General features: G+C 57.7%; 18 protein-coding genes. 14 read left to right on the forward strand and 4 right to left on the reverse strand.

What is annotated here, in order from left to right; all coding sequences use genetic code 11:
* Positions 1-64: 64 nt before the first annotated feature.
* Both E308F_RS14720 and flgG read left to right on the forward strand, forming a co-directional pair.
* Positions 65-835 carry a flagellar hook-basal body protein gene (locus E308F_RS14720; protein ID WP_141265645.1) on the forward strand — a complete coding sequence of 257 codons (771 nt, stop codon included), beginning with the start codon at positions 65-67 and terminating at the stop codon, positions 833-835.
* A gap of 352 nt (positions 836-1,187) precedes the next feature.
* Complete coding sequence (flgG, locus tag E308F_RS14725) at positions 1,188-1,970, forward strand: flagellar basal-body rod protein FlgG (protein WP_141265646.1); 783 nt, start codon at positions 1,188-1,190, stop codon at positions 1,968-1,970.
* A 24-nt stretch (positions 1,971-1,994) separates the two neighbouring features.
* Here flgG and E308F_RS14730 read toward each other — a convergent pair whose 3' ends face one another.
* The gene (locus E308F_RS14730; protein ID WP_141265647.1) at positions 1,995-2,597 is read right to left on the reverse strand and encodes a zinc ribbon domain-containing protein; all 603 of its coding nucleotides are present in this window, start codon (positions 2,595-2,597) and stop codon (positions 1,995-1,997) included.
* A gap of 101 nt (positions 2,598-2,698) precedes the next feature.
* On the opposite strand from E308F_RS14730, the gene E308F_RS14735 reads away from it, so the two are divergent.
* The 6 genes from E308F_RS14735 (at position 2,699) to fliY (ending at position 7,211) form a co-directional block, all read left to right on the forward strand.
* Entirely contained in the window at positions 2,699-3,202 is a 504-nt protein-coding gene (locus tag E308F_RS14735; RefSeq protein ID WP_141265648.1) for a chemotaxis protein CheD, read from the forward strand.
* 13 nt (positions 3,203-3,215) lie between these two features.
* Complete coding sequence (locus E308F_RS14740) at positions 3,216-3,989, forward strand: CheR family methyltransferase (protein ID WP_141265649.1); 774 nt, start codon at positions 3,216-3,218, stop codon at positions 3,987-3,989.
* A gap of 41 nt (positions 3,990-4,030) precedes the next feature.
* Positions 4,031-4,651, forward strand: a complete 621-nt coding sequence (locus tag E308F_RS14745) for a chemotaxis protein CheC (RefSeq protein ID WP_172613385.1) — start codon at positions 4,031-4,033, stop codon at positions 4,649-4,651.
* A 75-nt stretch (positions 4,652-4,726) separates the two neighbouring features.
* Complete coding sequence (locus E308F_RS14750) at positions 4,727-5,089, forward strand: response regulator (RefSeq protein ID WP_141265651.1); 363 nt, start codon at positions 4,727-4,729, stop codon at positions 5,087-5,089.
* A gap of 13 nt (positions 5,090-5,102) precedes the next feature.
* Positions 5,103-6,074, forward strand: a complete 972-nt coding sequence (gene fliM, locus E308F_RS14755; RefSeq protein WP_141265652.1) for a flagellar motor switch protein FliM — start codon at positions 5,103-5,105, stop codon at positions 6,072-6,074.
* The gene (gene fliY, locus E308F_RS14760; protein ID WP_141265653.1) at positions 6,075-7,211 is read left to right on the forward strand and encodes a flagellar motor switch phosphatase FliY; all 1,137 of its coding nucleotides are present in this window, start codon (positions 6,075-6,077) and stop codon (positions 7,209-7,211) included.
* 62 nt (positions 7,212-7,273) lie between these two features.
* Here the strand turns inward: fliY and E308F_RS14765 are convergent, their stop codons facing one another.
* Both E308F_RS14765 and E308F_RS14770 read right to left on the reverse strand, forming a co-directional pair.
* Complete coding sequence (locus tag E308F_RS14765) at positions 7,274-7,453, reverse strand: small, acid-soluble spore protein, alpha/beta type (RefSeq protein WP_141265654.1); 180 nt, start codon at positions 7,451-7,453, stop codon at positions 7,274-7,276.
* Between the two features lie 158 nt (positions 7,454-7,611).
* Positions 7,612-8,106 (reverse strand): hypothetical protein, encoded by a 495-nt coding sequence (locus tag E308F_RS14770; RefSeq protein ID WP_141265655.1) that lies wholly within the window; start codon positions 8,104-8,106, stop codon positions 7,612-7,614.
* Between the two features lie 124 nt (positions 8,107-8,230).
* Here E308F_RS14770 and E308F_RS14775 point away from each other — a divergent pair, with 124 nt between their 5' ends.
* Entirely contained in the window at positions 8,231-9,367 is a 1,137-nt protein-coding gene (locus E308F_RS14775; RefSeq protein WP_141265656.1) for a geranylgeranyl reductase family protein, read from the forward strand.
* Positions 9,368-9,384: 17 nt separating this feature from the next.
* Here E308F_RS14775 and E308F_RS14780 read toward each other — a convergent pair whose 3' ends face one another.
* The gene (locus tag E308F_RS14780) at positions 9,385-10,302 is read right to left on the reverse strand and encodes a Na/Pi cotransporter family protein (RefSeq protein ID WP_141265657.1); all 918 of its coding nucleotides are present in this window, start codon (positions 10,300-10,302) and stop codon (positions 9,385-9,387) included.
* A gap of 157 nt (positions 10,303-10,459) precedes the next feature.
* Between E308F_RS14780 and E308F_RS14785 the strand changes: the two genes are divergently transcribed.
* Genes E308F_RS14785 through E308F_RS14805 form a run of 5 tightly spaced genes read left to right on the forward strand, consistent with a single transcriptional unit; the run spans position 10,460 to position 15,240 of the window.
* On the forward strand, positions 10,460-11,032 hold the full coding sequence (locus tag E308F_RS14785; protein ID WP_141265658.1) for a 4Fe-4S dicluster domain-containing protein: 573 nt from the start codon (positions 10,460-10,462) through the stop codon (positions 11,030-11,032).
* Positions 11,029-11,928: a CoB--CoM heterodisulfide reductase iron-sulfur subunit B family protein gene (locus E308F_RS14790; protein ID WP_141265659.1), complete on the forward strand. Its 900-nt coding sequence runs from the start codon at positions 11,029-11,031 to the stop codon at positions 11,926-11,928. Before E308F_RS14785 ends, E308F_RS14790 begins: the two co-directional genes overlap by 4 nt.
* Positions 11,925-13,907 (forward strand): CoB--CoM heterodisulfide reductase iron-sulfur subunit A family protein, encoded by a 1,983-nt coding sequence (locus E308F_RS14795; protein WP_141265660.1) that lies wholly within the window; start codon positions 11,925-11,927, stop codon positions 13,905-13,907. The genes E308F_RS14790 and E308F_RS14795 overlap by 4 nt, the downstream gene beginning before the upstream one ends.
* Complete coding sequence (locus E308F_RS14800) at positions 13,898-14,335, forward strand: hydrogenase iron-sulfur subunit (RefSeq protein ID WP_172613384.1); 438 nt, start codon at positions 13,898-13,900, stop codon at positions 14,333-14,335. Before E308F_RS14795 ends, E308F_RS14800 begins: the two co-directional genes overlap by 10 nt.
* Complete coding sequence (locus E308F_RS14805; protein ID WP_141265661.1) at positions 14,332-15,240, forward strand: 4Fe-4S dicluster domain-containing protein; 909 nt, start codon at positions 14,332-14,334, stop codon at positions 15,238-15,240. The genes E308F_RS14800 and E308F_RS14805 overlap by 4 nt, the downstream gene beginning before the upstream one ends.
* Positions 15,241-15,246: the final 6 nt, after the last annotated feature.

A 15,246-nucleotide genomic window follows, 5' to 3' on the forward strand; every position in this document is an offset into this window, starting at 1 on the left:
GGGGGCTACTACCGCCAGTAAATGCCACTGTTGGCAGAAACATTTTCGGAGGGAGGGAAAACAATTGTTAAGGGGTTTATATCTTTCCGCTACCGGCATGGTGGTCCAGGAACTGCGCCAGGATGTCATAACCAACAACCTGGCCAACGCCGCGACGAACGGCTTTAAGGTCGAGACGGCGACCATCCAGTCCTTTCCCGAGATGCTCCTCCAGCGCCTGGAAAAGGGCCGTGTCACCCCGTTAGGCTACTTTAGCCCCGGGGTTATGGTCGACCGCATTCACACCAACTATACCCCCGGGCCCCTGGAAGAAACCGGCCGGGCCACGGACCTTGCCCTTGTGGATACTGCAGGGAGCACGCCGCCGGCTTTCTTCACCGTCCAGGCAGGGGGTACCGAGGCCTATACCCGCGGCGGTTCTTTCCAGGTAGATGCCTACGGCTTTTTAGTTACCCCGGAAGGCTACCCCGTCCAGGGAGAGTACGGCGCCGTCTACGTAGGCACGACCAACTTTAAGGTTGATAGCGGCGGTCAGGTATTGGTTAACGGTCAGGTTGTCGATCGGCTACGGATTGTAACTTTTGATGCGCAAACCTTACCCCTGCTCCAACGCCAGGGCAACAATCTTTTTACAGCCCCCCAGGGGGTGCAGCCACTGCTGGCTGCTAATTTCCAGGTCAGGCAGGGGTGGCTGGAGAAGGCCAATGTCAACGTCGCCCGGGAAATGGTGGATATGCTGGCCGTCTTGAGGAGCTATGAGGCCAACCAGAAGGCCATCCAGGCCGCCGACCAGACCCTAGGCAAGAGCGTCAACGAAGTAGGGAGTTTACGGTAGAGCCGTTCATGGCGGCGAGCAGCAACCATCGAAAGCATGAAAATTGCGGCCTGGCATTTGTCTGTAGCGAGCGACTTGGTCCGAGCGGCGAAGCGGCCCTGGCGAAGCCGAGGAGTGAGGGCGGGGCCGAGGACAGGAGGTCCGAGGCCGGCCTTTGAGGCAAGGATGCCGAATAGGCCGGGAACCCCGCCCGAGCCAGAGGCTGAGCCAGCACTCAACTCACAAAGATACTGTTGGCAACTATAGCTATTTTTCGAATGAGTTGAGTGCTGGCCGCTCCGCGAGGACCATGGAGCGAGCCAGACAAAGCCAGCCTGTGACTAAGTTATTTTCGATAGAGGAGGGCTAACAGATGATTGGCGCACTCTGGCGCGGGGCCAGCGGTATGCTGGCGCAGCAGCTTTCGGTAGACAGCCTGGCCAATGATCTGGCCAATGTTAATACCACCGGCTACAAGCAGGACCGGGTGGAATTTGCCGACCTGGTCTACCGTCCGGTCCAGGAAGGCGGCATGCCCGTCGACCGACCCCAGGCGCCGGCAGCAGCACCGTCCCTGGGCGCAGGAGTAAAAGTGGCTGCCATAGCAAAGGACTTTAGCCAGGGAACCCTGGTGAATACCGGCGACCCTTTAAGCCTTGCCATCCAGGGGGAAGGATTTTTTGCCGTTTATGGACCGGGCGGGGAACGGTTCCTTACCCGGGACGGCAACTTTCACCGCGACGGTGACGGCTATCTGGTCAACGCCGGCGGCTACTACCTGGATGTCCCCTTTACCCTGCCGGCCGGGGCGGAAAAGATCACTATTACCGGTGATGGCACGGTAACGGCGACAATTAACGGGGAAACCTGGTTTCTGGGAGAGATCAACCTCTATAACGTCCCCAATCCAGCCGGGTTGGAAGCCGCTGGCGACAACCTTTTCCGGGAAACGACCGCCAGCGGGACGGCAGCTGCCGGCAGGCCCGGGACGGCAGGCCTGGGCATTATCCGTTCCGGTTACCTGGAGGCGGCCAACGTCGACCTGGCAGCAACTATGACCAGAATGATCCTGGCCCAGCGAGCCTACGAGCTGAATTCCCGTGCCGTACGGGTTGCCGATGAAATGTGGGGCCTGGCCAATAACCTGCGGCGCTAATCCAGCACTCAGCTTTAAAAAGCATCACTCGACATGCAGCTGGGTGCTGGACCGCCGCTTTGACGGGCACCCGGCTGCTGCAATCTTGTTAACCAGGGCCAGGCCGCGCCGGGCACCTTCATGATCGGGAACCCGTTCCAGGACAAAGTTATATTCCCGCCTTGATGCTTCTAAAAGACCCAGGAGCAGGTAGGTAGTACCCAGGTTGATGCGGCCCTCCAGGTAGCCGGGTTTAAGCCGGCGTACCCGGGTCAGGTGGTAGCGGGCGGCCCTTAAATTGCGGTTGTAGAGGAAATATGTTCCCAGATTAAAATGGGCCAAGTAATTGTCAGGGTTTAATTTGAGACTCGCTTCCCAAAAAGTAAGGGCACGTTTGACATCACCCTGCTGCCAGGCCTGGCATCCCAGGTTGAAATAGGCTTTCCAGTTGTCCCGGTCTATCTCAAGGGCGGCGCGGTAGAAAAGGGCGGCCAGCTGGGGACGCTGGTGCGCCAGAGAAAAATTGCCCAGGAGCAGGCAGAGGTTAGTTTCGCGCCGGGGGCTTTCTTTAACGGGATCAGGAAGACACTCAGGACAGAATCGCCATCCCGGGGGCAGGGCTTGCCCGCACCGGGAACAGTAAAGCATAGCAGGACCTCCTACCATAAATATATATTGTATTATGCCCCGGCCGGTGCTAAAATATGTAAGTCAAGCTGAAAAATAAAGAAAACGGAAGAGGTAGGCCCATGGCGGCAGAAATCAAACCAGAAGAGGTTAAAGTTGGCATAGCCGAGTGGCAGGTAGCCCGTGCCCCGGGGCGCCTGGTCACCCTTGGCCTGGGTTCCTGCGTGGGAATTGCCCTTTATGATCCTACCAGCCAGATAGGGGGGCTGGCCCACATTATGCTGCCCGACAGCAGCCAGTTCCAGGCCGGGGGCAACCGGGCCAAATTTGCCGACCTGGCCCTGCCGGACATGCTGACCGAGATGCTCCGCCGCGGCGCCAGGCGTAACAAGGTGGTAGCAAAAATAGCGGGGGGCGCCCAGATGTTTACTTCCGGCGACCGGCACCTTTCCTTTTTAAATATAGGCCAGCGCAATACGGCCATGGTCCGGCAGACGTTACAGAATCTGGGTATTCCCATTACTGGCACTGATACGGGCGGTAATTTCGGCCGCACCATGATCTTTGACCTGCTGAATGGCGAAGTACATATTCGCACCATCGGACGGCCTTTAAAGAAAATATAAAACGGAGGCATCTATGGACTTTGCCGAATTCAAGCGCCAGGTTCACCGGCGCTTAGGCCTTTACCTTGACGGTTACAAAGAGCCCCAGCTCAAAAGACGCATTGACAGCCTGATGTCCCAGCTTAAGGTACCGGATTACGCCACTTACCTGCGCCTCTTGAGCGAGGACAACCAGCAGTGGCAGCGCTTTATCGATAAAATTACCATTAACGTCTCGGAGTTTTTTCGCAACCCGGAAATTTTTGCCCGGCTGGAAAAAGAGGTCCTGCCGGCTTTACTGGGCCGCCACAAAAGCCTCAAGGTCTGGAGTGCCGCCTGCGCCGACGGGCCGGAGCCCTACTCGGTAGCCATTTTATTGGACGAGCTGGCACCAGCCGGCCGCCACCAGATTGACGCTACCGATATTGATACCAGCGCTCTGGCCGCCGCGCGCCGGGGGGTATATCCCGGCCGGGCGGTCCAGGCAGTTACCCGGGAACGGCTGGAACGCTATTTTCGCCGGGAAGGCGATAATTTTTGCCTCCAGGAAAAAATTAAACGCATGGTTAATTTCCGTCAGCACGACCTATTAAAAGATCCCTTTGGCAGTGGTTATCACCTGATCCTGTGCCGCAATGTTGTCATTTATTTTACCTCCGCTACGCAGAATGAGCTTTATCGCCGGTTTTACCAGGCTCTGGCGCCGGGAGGCGTCCTGTTTATCGGGGCTACCGAGAGCCTGTTTCAATACCGGGAACTTGGCTTTACCAAAATCGCACCATGGTTTTACCGCCGCCCTGAGGCTTAACCCGCGGAAGATGACTACAGCCAGCCATGGAGGGAGGACACATGGAACCCTGGGATAAACTCAATGCTCTCCACCTGGATGCCCTGAAGGAAATAGGCAACATTGGCGCCGGCAACGCCGCCACGGCCCTGGCCAGTATGCTGGGCAGCCGCATCCAAATGACCGTCCCCCGGGCCGGGGTATTACCCCTGCAGGAAATAACGGCCCTGGCCGGTAATGAGGAAGATCCTGTTGCCTGCGTCGAATTTACCGTTAATGGCCCGGCGCCCAGCAAGATATTTTTTCTCCTAGATGAGCCCAGCGCTTACCTGTTAATCGATCTTTTACTGGGTAAGCCCCAGGGTACCACCAGGGTACTGGATGAGATGGGGAGTTCCGTCCTGACTGAACTAGGTAATATCTTAACAGGCTCTTTTTTAAATGCTTTTGCCGAATTTTGCCGCCTGGAGTTTAAGCCTACTGTGCCTGCCTTTGCCTTCGACATGCTGGGGGCCGTGTTAAGCTCGGCCTTCCTGGAAGGGGGGTATTTTTCCGACCGCGCCCTGGTCATCGAAACCAGGTTTTACAGCGAGTCCGTTACCATCAGCGGCCATTTCTTCCTTGTTCCTGAAAACGCGGGTCTGGAGAAGATCCTGCAATCTTTAGGCCTGCAGCTGGGCTGAATGGAGTACATCGCCGGCGGCCGGGCGCCGGCGGTACGGAGGTAAAATCGTCTATTTATGGAGGGAGACTAGTTCATGGGAAAGAAAGTGTTAGTAGTAGACGATGCCGCCTTCATGCGCATGATGATTAAGGACATTCTTTTAAAAAATGGTTATGAAATAGCCGGGGAAGCAGAAAACGGGAAAAAGGCCGTAGCCATGTACCAGGAACTCCGCCCCGATGTAGTCACCATGGATATCACCATGCCGGAAATGGACGGCATTGCCGCCGTGAAGGCCATCAAGCAGATTGACCCCAATGCCAGGATAATCATGTGCAGTGCCATGGGCCAGCAGTTGATGGTCATGGAAGCTATCCAGGCCGGGGCCAGGGACTTTATCGTCAAACCTTTCCAGCAGGACCGCGTCCTCCAGGCTCTGGAAAAGGTCCTGGCGTGAGCAGGTGGTACTAATGGCCGAGGTCTTATCCCAGGCGGAGATTGATGCCCTGCTGCAGGCCCTCACCAGCGGGGAAGTCCAGGCGGAAACCATCAAGGATGAGGCGACGTCTAAAGTTAAAAAATACGACTTCCGCCGGCCCAATAAATTTTCCAAAGAACAGCTACGTACCCTGTATATGATTCACGAGAATTACGGCCGCATGGTGGCCAACTTCCTGTCGGCTTACCTCCGGGCCAACATCCAGGTAAAGATTGTTTCGGTGGAGCAGATGACCTATGAAGATTTTATTCTTTCCCTGCCGACGCCGACCTTGATGAATGTCTTTACCCTGGAGCCCTTGAAGGGATCAGCCGTCCTGCAGGCCAACATGAATTTTATCTTTCCTATTATAGACCTCCTCTTTGGCGGCCGAGGAGAAATGCTGGCGTCCAAGAGGGACCTGACGGAGATCGAACTCCATGTCCTGCGGCGGTTAAATAGCCGTATCCTGGAACAGTTGAGCTATTCCTGGTCGGATATCCAAAATTTTTCACCTAAACTAGAAACCATGGAAACCAATCCCCAGTTTACCCAGGCCATTTCTCCCAACGAGACGGTGGCCGTCATTACCTTAAGCACAACGGTCGGCCAGAATGAAGGCCTGTTAAACCTGTGCCTGCCCTACATGCTCCTGGAACCGGTTATTTCCCGCCTGTCGGCCAGCCACTGGTTTGCTGCTCCCAGTGAAGGGGAAGCCAGGCCCGATTACCGGGCCGTGGTGGAACAAATCCTGGCCGGAGTACCGGTGGAGTTAATTGCCTACTGCGGCCGTACCCGGCTGCCGGTGCGAGATTTTATCCAGCTCCAGGTAGGGGATGTCATTACCCTGGAAAAAGTGGTGGGCGAAGACCTGGAACTTTACGTTGACGGTCATCTCAAGTTTAAGGTCCAGCCTGGGGTTGTGGGCCAGAAGATTGCCGTCCAGGTAACGGAGGTGGTATAAATGGCCGACTTCTTGTCCCAGGAGGAAATCGACGCCCTGTTAAACGGCAAGTTGGAACCACCAGCAGAAGAAGCAACTTTAACGGACATGGAAAAGGACGCTCTGGGCGAAATTGGCAATATTTCCATGGGCAGCGCGGCCACAGCCCTGTCGCAAATCCTGAATAAACGCGTCCTGATCACGACGCCGACTACTAAAATAATGACGCCGGCGGAACTTTTAGCTTCTTTCCAAGTGCCCTATATCCTGGTGGAAGTCAACTTCACCGAGGGCCTGCAAGGGTCCAACCTGCTGATCATGAAAGTCAGCGATGCTGCCATTATTGCCGACTTAATGATGGGCGGCAGCGGCCGGGATGTCCAGCCGGAACTGGATGAAATTAAGAGCAGCGCCGTGGCGGAAGCCATGAACCAGATGATCGGCAGCGCGGCCACTTCCATGGCCACCATCTTTCGACGCAGCGTCAAAATCAGCCCGCCCCGGTTGACAGCCGTACATTTTGGAAGTGAAAGCTACACATTTCCCTGGTCTGAGGACCAGGCAATAGCAATAGTATATTTTAAAATGGAAATTGAGGACCTGATTGACAGCCAGATCATGCAGGTCATACCGGTGGAAGTAGCTAAAGCTGAAGTGGCTATGCTTATGAACCCCCAGGCACCGGAAGCAGAACCGGCCGGGAAGGATACTCCTCCGGCTTTGGAAACCATGCCTGGTAGCCAGACAACGGGCCAGGCCGCTGCCCCCGTCACCCCGGTAGCTGCATCGGCGGCAGAGAAATCCGGAAATGGAGCAACCGCCGCATCCCCGGCAGCATCGGTACCCCCGGCTCCGGATCCCAATGAGCATCGTGGGCAGGTGTATGGTACGCCGGCGCGGAATATTGACCTGATCCTGGACGTACCCCTGGATGTGGAGGTCATCCTGGGGACGGCCATGAAGCGTATCCGGGATATTTTAAACCTGGCCCCGGGCGCCATAATCGAACTGGACCGCCTGGTGGAAGAGCCGGTGCAAATAGCCGTTAACGGTACCCCCATTGCCCGGGGAGAAGTAGTTGTCGTCAACGAAAATTTTGGCGTGCGGATTACTCACATTATGGATCCCTATGAACGCATTAACCATTTGCGGCAATAGCTCCTGACTGCCAGGGGATAAAAAATAAGCCGGAAGCCTGCTGGCTTTCCGGCCGGGGGCAGCTACAACTGGTTTTGCATAACCAACTGTTCAGCTTTTTCAATGGCTAGTCGGACCAGGTTGCCGCACTGTCGGGATGGTACGCCGCCCCATCCCTCCCTGACCACGGTGTCGTATACACCCAGCTCCCGGGCCAGTTCATACTTGAGAGCATCGGACATAACCCCGCGCCTTCTGGCCATGATCCAGCCTCCTTTTTGTACTGCCCTCCTATCAATTAGCTTCGGCAGATATCCTCCTCACCATACAAGACATTGCTGGTACGGATGTCATAATAGAGAAGAGAAGGGTACGCTTAAATTTAACAGGCCGGGTTAAAACCCGGCCTGCAAATTTAAGCCTAGTGGAGGCGCACCCGGTCGGCGCCGTGATCCTTCAAGATCCGGTTGGCCTGATCGGCGCGCTGGTCGTCACAACGGACGGAAACGAGGATCTTCCCCTGGCGGACGTCGTTTTCATATTCCCGACCTTCAGCTTCCGGAATACCCCAGTCGATAAGCCCGCCGGCAACGCCGCCTGTGGCCGCCCCTGAAAGCAGGCCGGCAATGGGACCGGCGGCAATAAGGGGACCCAGCCCGGGAATGAACAGGGCCCCGGCCCCGGCTGCCAGGCCGGCCAGGCCGCCCAGGACACCGCCGGTGGTAACACCGTCGCTGATGCCGCCGGCGTCAACGCCCATATTGAGGCCGCCGGCACCTTCCCGGTCGCCCGCCTCACCGCCCTTATCGCGGGCCAGGATGGATATCTCCTTGTCGAAGCCGGCCCGGCGCAGGTCTTCAACCGCTTCTTTGGCTACCTGTTCATTGCTAAAGACGGCAACTACTGTCTTGGCCATGTCTGTATCCTCCTTATGGAAAATCCAAATTCAATCTTATTATGGCCTTTTCCCCGGGCCGTATACAGGTATAATTAAAAGAAAAAGTTACTAAAAAAATATTGTTTTAGAGGAGCAGGTGGGCGTGAAGTATGATGTCATAATCTGCGGTGCCGGGCCGGCAGGCAGTACCTGCGGCCGCATGCTGGCCCGCCGGGGACTTAAGGTTTTACTTTTAGATAAGGCCAGATTTCCCCGCTATAAACCCTGCGGTGGCGGTTTAACCGGCAAAGCGTTGCGGGAACTGGAACCGGGCTGGGAAAAATTAAAGGAAGATAGCACCCGGGAAGTTATTTTTTACCATCGCCAGGAGAAGCCCATTAGCATAACTTACCAGCAGCCGGTCATTCAAATGGTAAGCAGGGAGAAACTCGATGCCTGGTTGCTGGAGCAGGCGGCCGCCGCCGGGGCCACAGTCCGTGACGGCTATAAGGTAACGGCCGTGGCCGAAACGGCGACCGGGGTGACAGTCTCCGGGGAAGACGGTAGTATCATCCAGGGCGATTTCCTGGTCGGGGCTGATGGGGCCAGGAGCCTGGTGCGTAAGAGCCTCCCCTTTAATACCGGGACGGCTGCCGGTGTGACCTTGGAATGCGAGATTCCGGTTGACGAGGGGGTCCTGGCTGCCTACCGGGGCCGGGTGCATTTGAGCTACGGCGGCATCCCGGCCGGGTATGGCTGGATATTTCCCAAGGGGGACCACCTATCGGTGGGGATTGGCTCTTTTACCCGGCAGGTGAAGGGCCTGCAGCGCTATTTTTATGACTTCTGCCGGGGCCTGGGGCTGAAAATACCGGAGGGGATACGCTGCCGCGGTGCCGTTATTCCGGCCGCCAGCGGTAAGGCCGGTACTTTACATACGGGCAGGACGGTGCTGGCCGGTGACGCCGCCGGGTTGGTGGATCCCTTTTCCGGGGAAGGCATTTACTATGCTTTAAGGAGCGGCCGCCTGGCGGCAGAGGCGATTTCAGCCGCCCTGGCCGGCCAGGAGGGTCTGGAAAATTATACAAGGAAAATTCACGCCGAGATAATGCCACCCCTAGGCTATGCCTGGCGTATTGCCAGGGTAGTCTATGCCCTGACGCCGGTGGTGCACCGGCTGGTGACGGCCAACCCGGAGGTGGCCCGGCGCCTGGTGGATGTCCTTTTCGGCGGGGATACTTATGAAGACCTCTGGCAGTACCTTGTAAAGCGTTACGCCATCTTTCGTCTGGCCCGGTAAAAAACTGGCGGCCGGAATTAGCCCGGCAGCAATGTCTCCAGTAGCCTGGCCAGAAGGCTGGTAAAGGGCAGGGCAGCCAGGGAAGAGACCAGGTTAAACAGGGTGTGGAAGTGGGCTACCTGGCGGGGCAGGTCGGGCGTGAGCCAGGTAAGAAGCTGGAGTATTAGGGGCAGGAAGGGCAGGCAGAGGATGGCTCCGGTGACATTGATCACGAGGTGGGCCAGGGCCGTCCTTTTGGCCGCCCGGGAGGAAAAGAGGGCGGCAATGAGAGCCGTCAGGCAGGTGCCGATATTGGCCCCCAGGACAATATGCAGGGCTCCCGAGGGTGGCAGGACGCCGTGGCCGGCCAGGACCATGGCCATACCCGCAACGACGCTACTGGAGTGGAGTAAGCCGGTAAGCAGGGTTCCCGCCAGGATCCCCTGCCAGGGGCTGGCGGCAGCGATGCTTAAAAGCCCAAGGAGGGCAGGGCTGTCCCTAAAAGGCAGGAGAGAGGAAGTCATAAGGTCCAGGCTGAAGAAGATTAAACCTGTGCCAGCGCAGGCCGTCCCGGCAGCCCGGCTGGAGGGGACTAGAATTAAAGGGATGCCGACGACTAAAAGCGGCAGGGTAATTTTACTTAAGTTCAGGGACAGGAACTGGACAGTAACACAGGTGCCGACATTGGCCCCCAGGATTACCCCCAGGCTTTGATAGAAGGAAATAGCGCCGCCGTCTACCAGCCCCACGGTGAGGACGGTGACGGCCGTGCTGGACTGGACCAGGGCGGTAGCCAGCGTTCCCCAGATGAAGCCCTGCCAGGGCGTAGCTGTTGCCCGGCGGATCATAATTTCCAGGTATGAACGGCCCAGGGCCACCAGACCCCGGCGCAGCAGCTGCACCCCCAGGAGGAGGAGACTTACGCCGGCGGCAAACTGCAGGAGAGGGAAGAGCATTATTTCACCCCTTAGCTTTTATGTTGGGGGGCTTTTTTTTATGCCTGGCTTTTTTTCTATCAAAAAGAGGAATCTGGCCGGTAAGCAAGAATATTTAAAGAGAGTGTTTTTTGTGGCCGTTTAAGTTCTGGCAGGAACAAGGGAGAGGGTGAGGAGAATGGAACGGGTGGAATTAGCCGGTGCTTTACGGGAAAGCCAGGCTCTAAAGAAACAGGTAGAAGCCGCCAGCGGCGTCTCTTTAAGCGACTGCTACCAGTGCGGCAAGTGTTCCGCCGGCTGCCCGGTAGCCGCATGGATGGACTACACGCCGCGGCAGGTTATCCGTCTGCTGCAACTGGGCCTGGGGGAAGACGCGCTGAAAAGCCATACCCCCTGGCTCTGCGCCTGTTGCCAGGCCTGTTACACCCGCTGCCCCCGAGAAGTCAACCTGCCGCGGTTGATGGAAGCGGTACGCCAGGAAGCTCGCCGCCGGGGGATGATTAACGAGAAAAAGGTGGATATTTTTGACCAGGCTTTCTTAAGCAGCTTGGAACGTTACGGCCGCGCCCACGAGATGGGGCTCATAATCCAGTACAACCTGCAGTCAGGTCAGCCCTTTAAGGATGCCCTGCTGGCGCCGCCCTTGCTGTTGAAGGGTAAAATCAGTCCTATACCAGCGAAGATCAAGAACATCGCCGAGGTGAAGAACATCTTCGCCCGAGTGCGGGCTAAAGGAGGTGGCCGGCATTGAAATACGCCTATTATCCCGGCTGTTCCCTGGAGGCTACGGCCAAAGAATATAACCAGTCGGCTAAAATAGTGGCCAGACACCTGGGGGTGGAGCTGTGGGAGATCCCCGACTGGAGCTGCTGTGGTGCTACTGCCGCCCACAATAACGACCACCTCCTGTCCCTGGCCCTGCCGGCCCGCAATCTCGCCCTGGCCGAAGCCGAGGGCCTGGATGTTGCCGTGCCCTGCGCCGCCTGTTTTAACCGCCTGCGGGCTGCCGAGGCCGCCGTGCGGGAGTCGGAAAGCATGCGGACGACCATCAGTGAAATCATCGGCCGGGATTACCGGGCTACTAATAGGACACGGGCCTTGCTGGACGTTATGGTCAATGAGGTCGGCCTGGAGAAGATCAAGGAACAGGTGGTCAAGCCCCTGACGGGGCTGAAACTAGCGGCCTATTACGGCTGCCTCCTGGTCCGGCCGCCTAAACTTACGGCTTTTGACGACCCGGAAGATCCCACGACCATGGACCACCTTATTCAAGCCCTGGGCGGCGAGGCCGTCAGCTGGTCCTACAAGACCGAGTGCTGCGGCGGGAGTCTCGCCACCGCGCGGACGGATATCGGAGTGCGGATGATCTTTCAGATCCTGCGCCATGCCCGGGACGCCGGGGCAGAAGGTATCGTAACGGCCTGCCCCCTGTGCTTCTTAAACCTGGACATGCGGCAGAATCAAGCCGCCGCATCCCATGGCGAGCAGATCAATTTGCCCATCTTTTACTTCACCGAACTGATGGGTATAGCCTTGGGCTACGCGCCTAAAGACCTGGGACTGACCACCCACTTTGTTAACCCGGTCCCAATGCTTGAGGCCAGGGACATCCTGCGGCATCCTGCCACAAGGAGGGAAACGGCATGAAGCGTATTGGCGTCTTTGTCTGCCATTGCGGTACCAACATTGCTGCGGTAGTTGATGTCAAAAAGGTGGCCGAGGCCGCCAGGAGTTTTCCCGACGTGGTTTATGCCACCAATTACCAGTATATGTGCTCCGATCCGGGGCAGGAACTAATTCGCAAGGCCATTAAAGAACAGCGCCTGGACCGGGTGGTTGTTGCTTCCTGCTCGCCCCGGCTTCATGAACCCACCTTCAGGAAAACTTGTGAAAGCGCCGGGGTAAATCCTTACCTCTTTGAAATGGCCAACATCCGCGAGCAATGCGCCTGGGTCCATGCTAAAGATAAGGAAGGAGCAACACTAAAGGCCATTGACCTGGTGCGGGCGGCCGTGGCCAAAGTCCGCCGCAATGTTCCCCTCTCTGCCGGTACCATTTCCATTACCAAGAGGGCGCTGGTCATTGGCGCCGGTATTGCCGGCATGCAGGCGGCCCTGGATATCGCCGATGCCGGTTATGAAGTCATGCTCCTGGACCGCGAGCCGACCATTGGCGGCAACATGGTCAAGCTGGACAAGACCTTCCCGACCCTGGACTGTTCTGCTTGAATAAGCACGCCGAAAATGGTTGCTGCGGCGCAGCACCCTAACATTCAATTAATGACCTATGCGGAAGTAGAGAATGTCGCCGGCTATGTGGGCAATTTTGAAGTAACGATCCGCAAGAAAGCCCGGTCGGTGGACCCTGTAAAGTGTACCGGCTGCGGTACCTGCTGGGAGAAGTGCCCCACCAGGGTGGACAGCGAGTTTGACCTGGGTTTAGGCAAGCGCAAGGCCATTTACCTGCCCTTCCCCCAGGCGGTGCCGGCGGTGCCGGTTATCGACCGTGAGCACTGCCGCCAGTTTACGAAGGGTAAATGCGGTGTTTGCCAGAAGGTCTGCCCGGCCAAAGCCATAGATTACGAGCAGCAGGATGAAGTTATCACCGAAAAATTCGGGGCCATTGTCGTGGCTACCGGCTATGACCTCTTTAAATGGGAAGAGGTTTACGGTGAGTACGGCTACGGCAAATACCCCGATGTCATAACAGGCATGCACTTTGAACGCCTGAACAATGCCTCCGGGCCTACGGGCGGCAAGATTGTCCGGCCCTCGGACGGCAAAGAACCCAAAACGGTAGTTTTCATTAAATGTGTTGGTTCCCGGGATGAGGCCAAGGGTAAAAGTTACTGCTCCCGGGCCTGCTGCATGTACACGGCCAAGCACGCCCACCAGGTGCTGGAGAAGATCCCCGAATCCCAGGCCATTGTCTTCTATATGGATATCCGCACCCCCGGCAAGGCTTATGAGGAGTTTCTCCAGCGTACTGTCCATGAAGGGGCCGTCTATGTCCGGGGCCGGGTGAGCCGCGTCTTCCAGGAGGGGGACAAGCTCATCGTCCGCGGTGAGGATACTTTACTCGGCCGCCAGGTGGAGGTGGCGGCCGACATGGTCGTCCTGGCTACGGCCATGGTACCCAGCGAAGGATGGGAGCAGGTAGCCAAGATGCTGGGTCTGCAGGTAGATAAAGATGGCTTCTTCCAGGAGGCCCACCCGAAACTCAGACCGGTGGAAACCTTTACGGCCGGCGTCTTCCTGGCCGGGGCCTGCCAGGGACCCAAGGATATCCCTGACACAGTATCCCAGGCCAGCGCTGCGGCTGTTAAGGTCTGCCAGCTCTTCGCTAAAGATGAAATGGCCACCGACCCCATGATTGCGGCGGTGGATGAAAGCATCTGCGCCGGGTGTGCCATGTGCGAGCCGATCTGCCCCTACAAGGCCATTTCCATGAAGACCATTACTGAACGGGTGGCCGGCAGGCAGGTGAGCCGCCGGGTGGCAGCGGTCAACAGCGGCCTCTGCCAGGGTTGCGGCGCTTGCTCGGTGGCCTGCCCGTCGAGTGCCATGAACCTCAAAGGCTTCACCAATGAACAAATACTGGCGGAGGTGGATGCGGTATGTCTGTAGCGGCCGAAGTCAAAGGCTGGGAGCCCAAGATTGTCGCCTTTTGCTGCCACTGGTGCGCCTATGCCGGTGCCGACCTGGCGGGCCTTAACCGCCTGCAGTACCCGGCCAATGCCCGGATCGTGCGGGTGCCCTGTTCCGGCCGGGTCAATCCCCAGTTTGTCCTGCGGGCCTTCCAGCGCGGTGCCGACGGCGTGCTGGTAGCCGGCTGACACCCCGGCGACTGCCACTATGTTAGTGGCAATTACTTCACCCGCCGCCGTTTCCTCCTCATGCAGCGGGTCTTGCAGTTCATGGGCCTGGAGCCGGAGCGTTTCCAGGCACGCTGGGTGTCGGGTTCCGAGGGACCCCGCTTTGCCGAGATAATCACCCAGATGACGGAGGACATCCGGGCTCTGGGGCCCAACAGAAAGCTGAGGGATGGCGCATGAGCAGCATGCAAGAACAAATGCGTGCCCGGGCCCGGGACTTACTGACCAGGGGCGAGGTTAAAATGGTAATCGGCTGGGAAAAGGGTACCTTCTGGTACCTGTCGCCCCCAGTCTTTATCACCGACCCGGGGGATTGCGACCGCCTGGTCTGGGATGAGTTTTGCACCAATAACCTGGCCAAGTACCTCCTGGACTACAAGCTCTCGGAGGAGAAAATCGCCCTCTTTGTTAAGGGCTGCGACGCCCGGGGCATTGTGCGCCTCCTCCAGGACAACCAGATTGACCGGGAAAAGGTCTACCTAATTGGTATTAAATGCCCCGGTGTGAAGGATGGCCGCCAGGCGGCCGCCCTGGGGGAAGAAAGACGTAGCGAGGTACCCCTGGCCGAGAAGTGCCGCTACTGCACCCATCCCGAACCGGTAATTTATGATGAGCTCCTCCAGGAGGATGGCGGGACCGCTATCAGGGAGGCAGCGGATGCCCAGGAGGGCCGGTTTGCTGGAGTCGCCAGGGTGGAAGCCATGTCCCCCGACGAGCGCTACGCCTTCTGGACAGGTGCATACGACCGCTGCCTGCGCTGCTACGCCTGCCGCAACATATGCCCGGCCTGCAACTGCCGCGAGTGCATCTTTGACCGCAGCCAGTCCGGTTGGTGCGGCAAGCAGATGAGCCGCAGCGAAAATATGTTTTTTGCCATTACCCGGGCCATGCACGTAGCCGGCCGCTGCATCGAATGCGGCGAGTGCGAGCGGGTCTGCCCGGAAGGGATTCCCATTATGACCCTCAACAAGAAGATTATCAAAGACCTGAACGAGCTCTTTGGCGAATATGAAGCCGGGGTAAATTTGGAGGCCCGGCCGCCCCTGGGCCAGTATAAACTTGATGATCCCGAAGAATTTCACTAGGAGGGA

This window comes from Moorella sp. E308F, from assembly GCF_006538365.1.
Classification (GTDB): domain Bacteria; phylum Bacillota; class DSM-521; order Neomoorellales; family Neomoorellaceae; genus Neomoorella.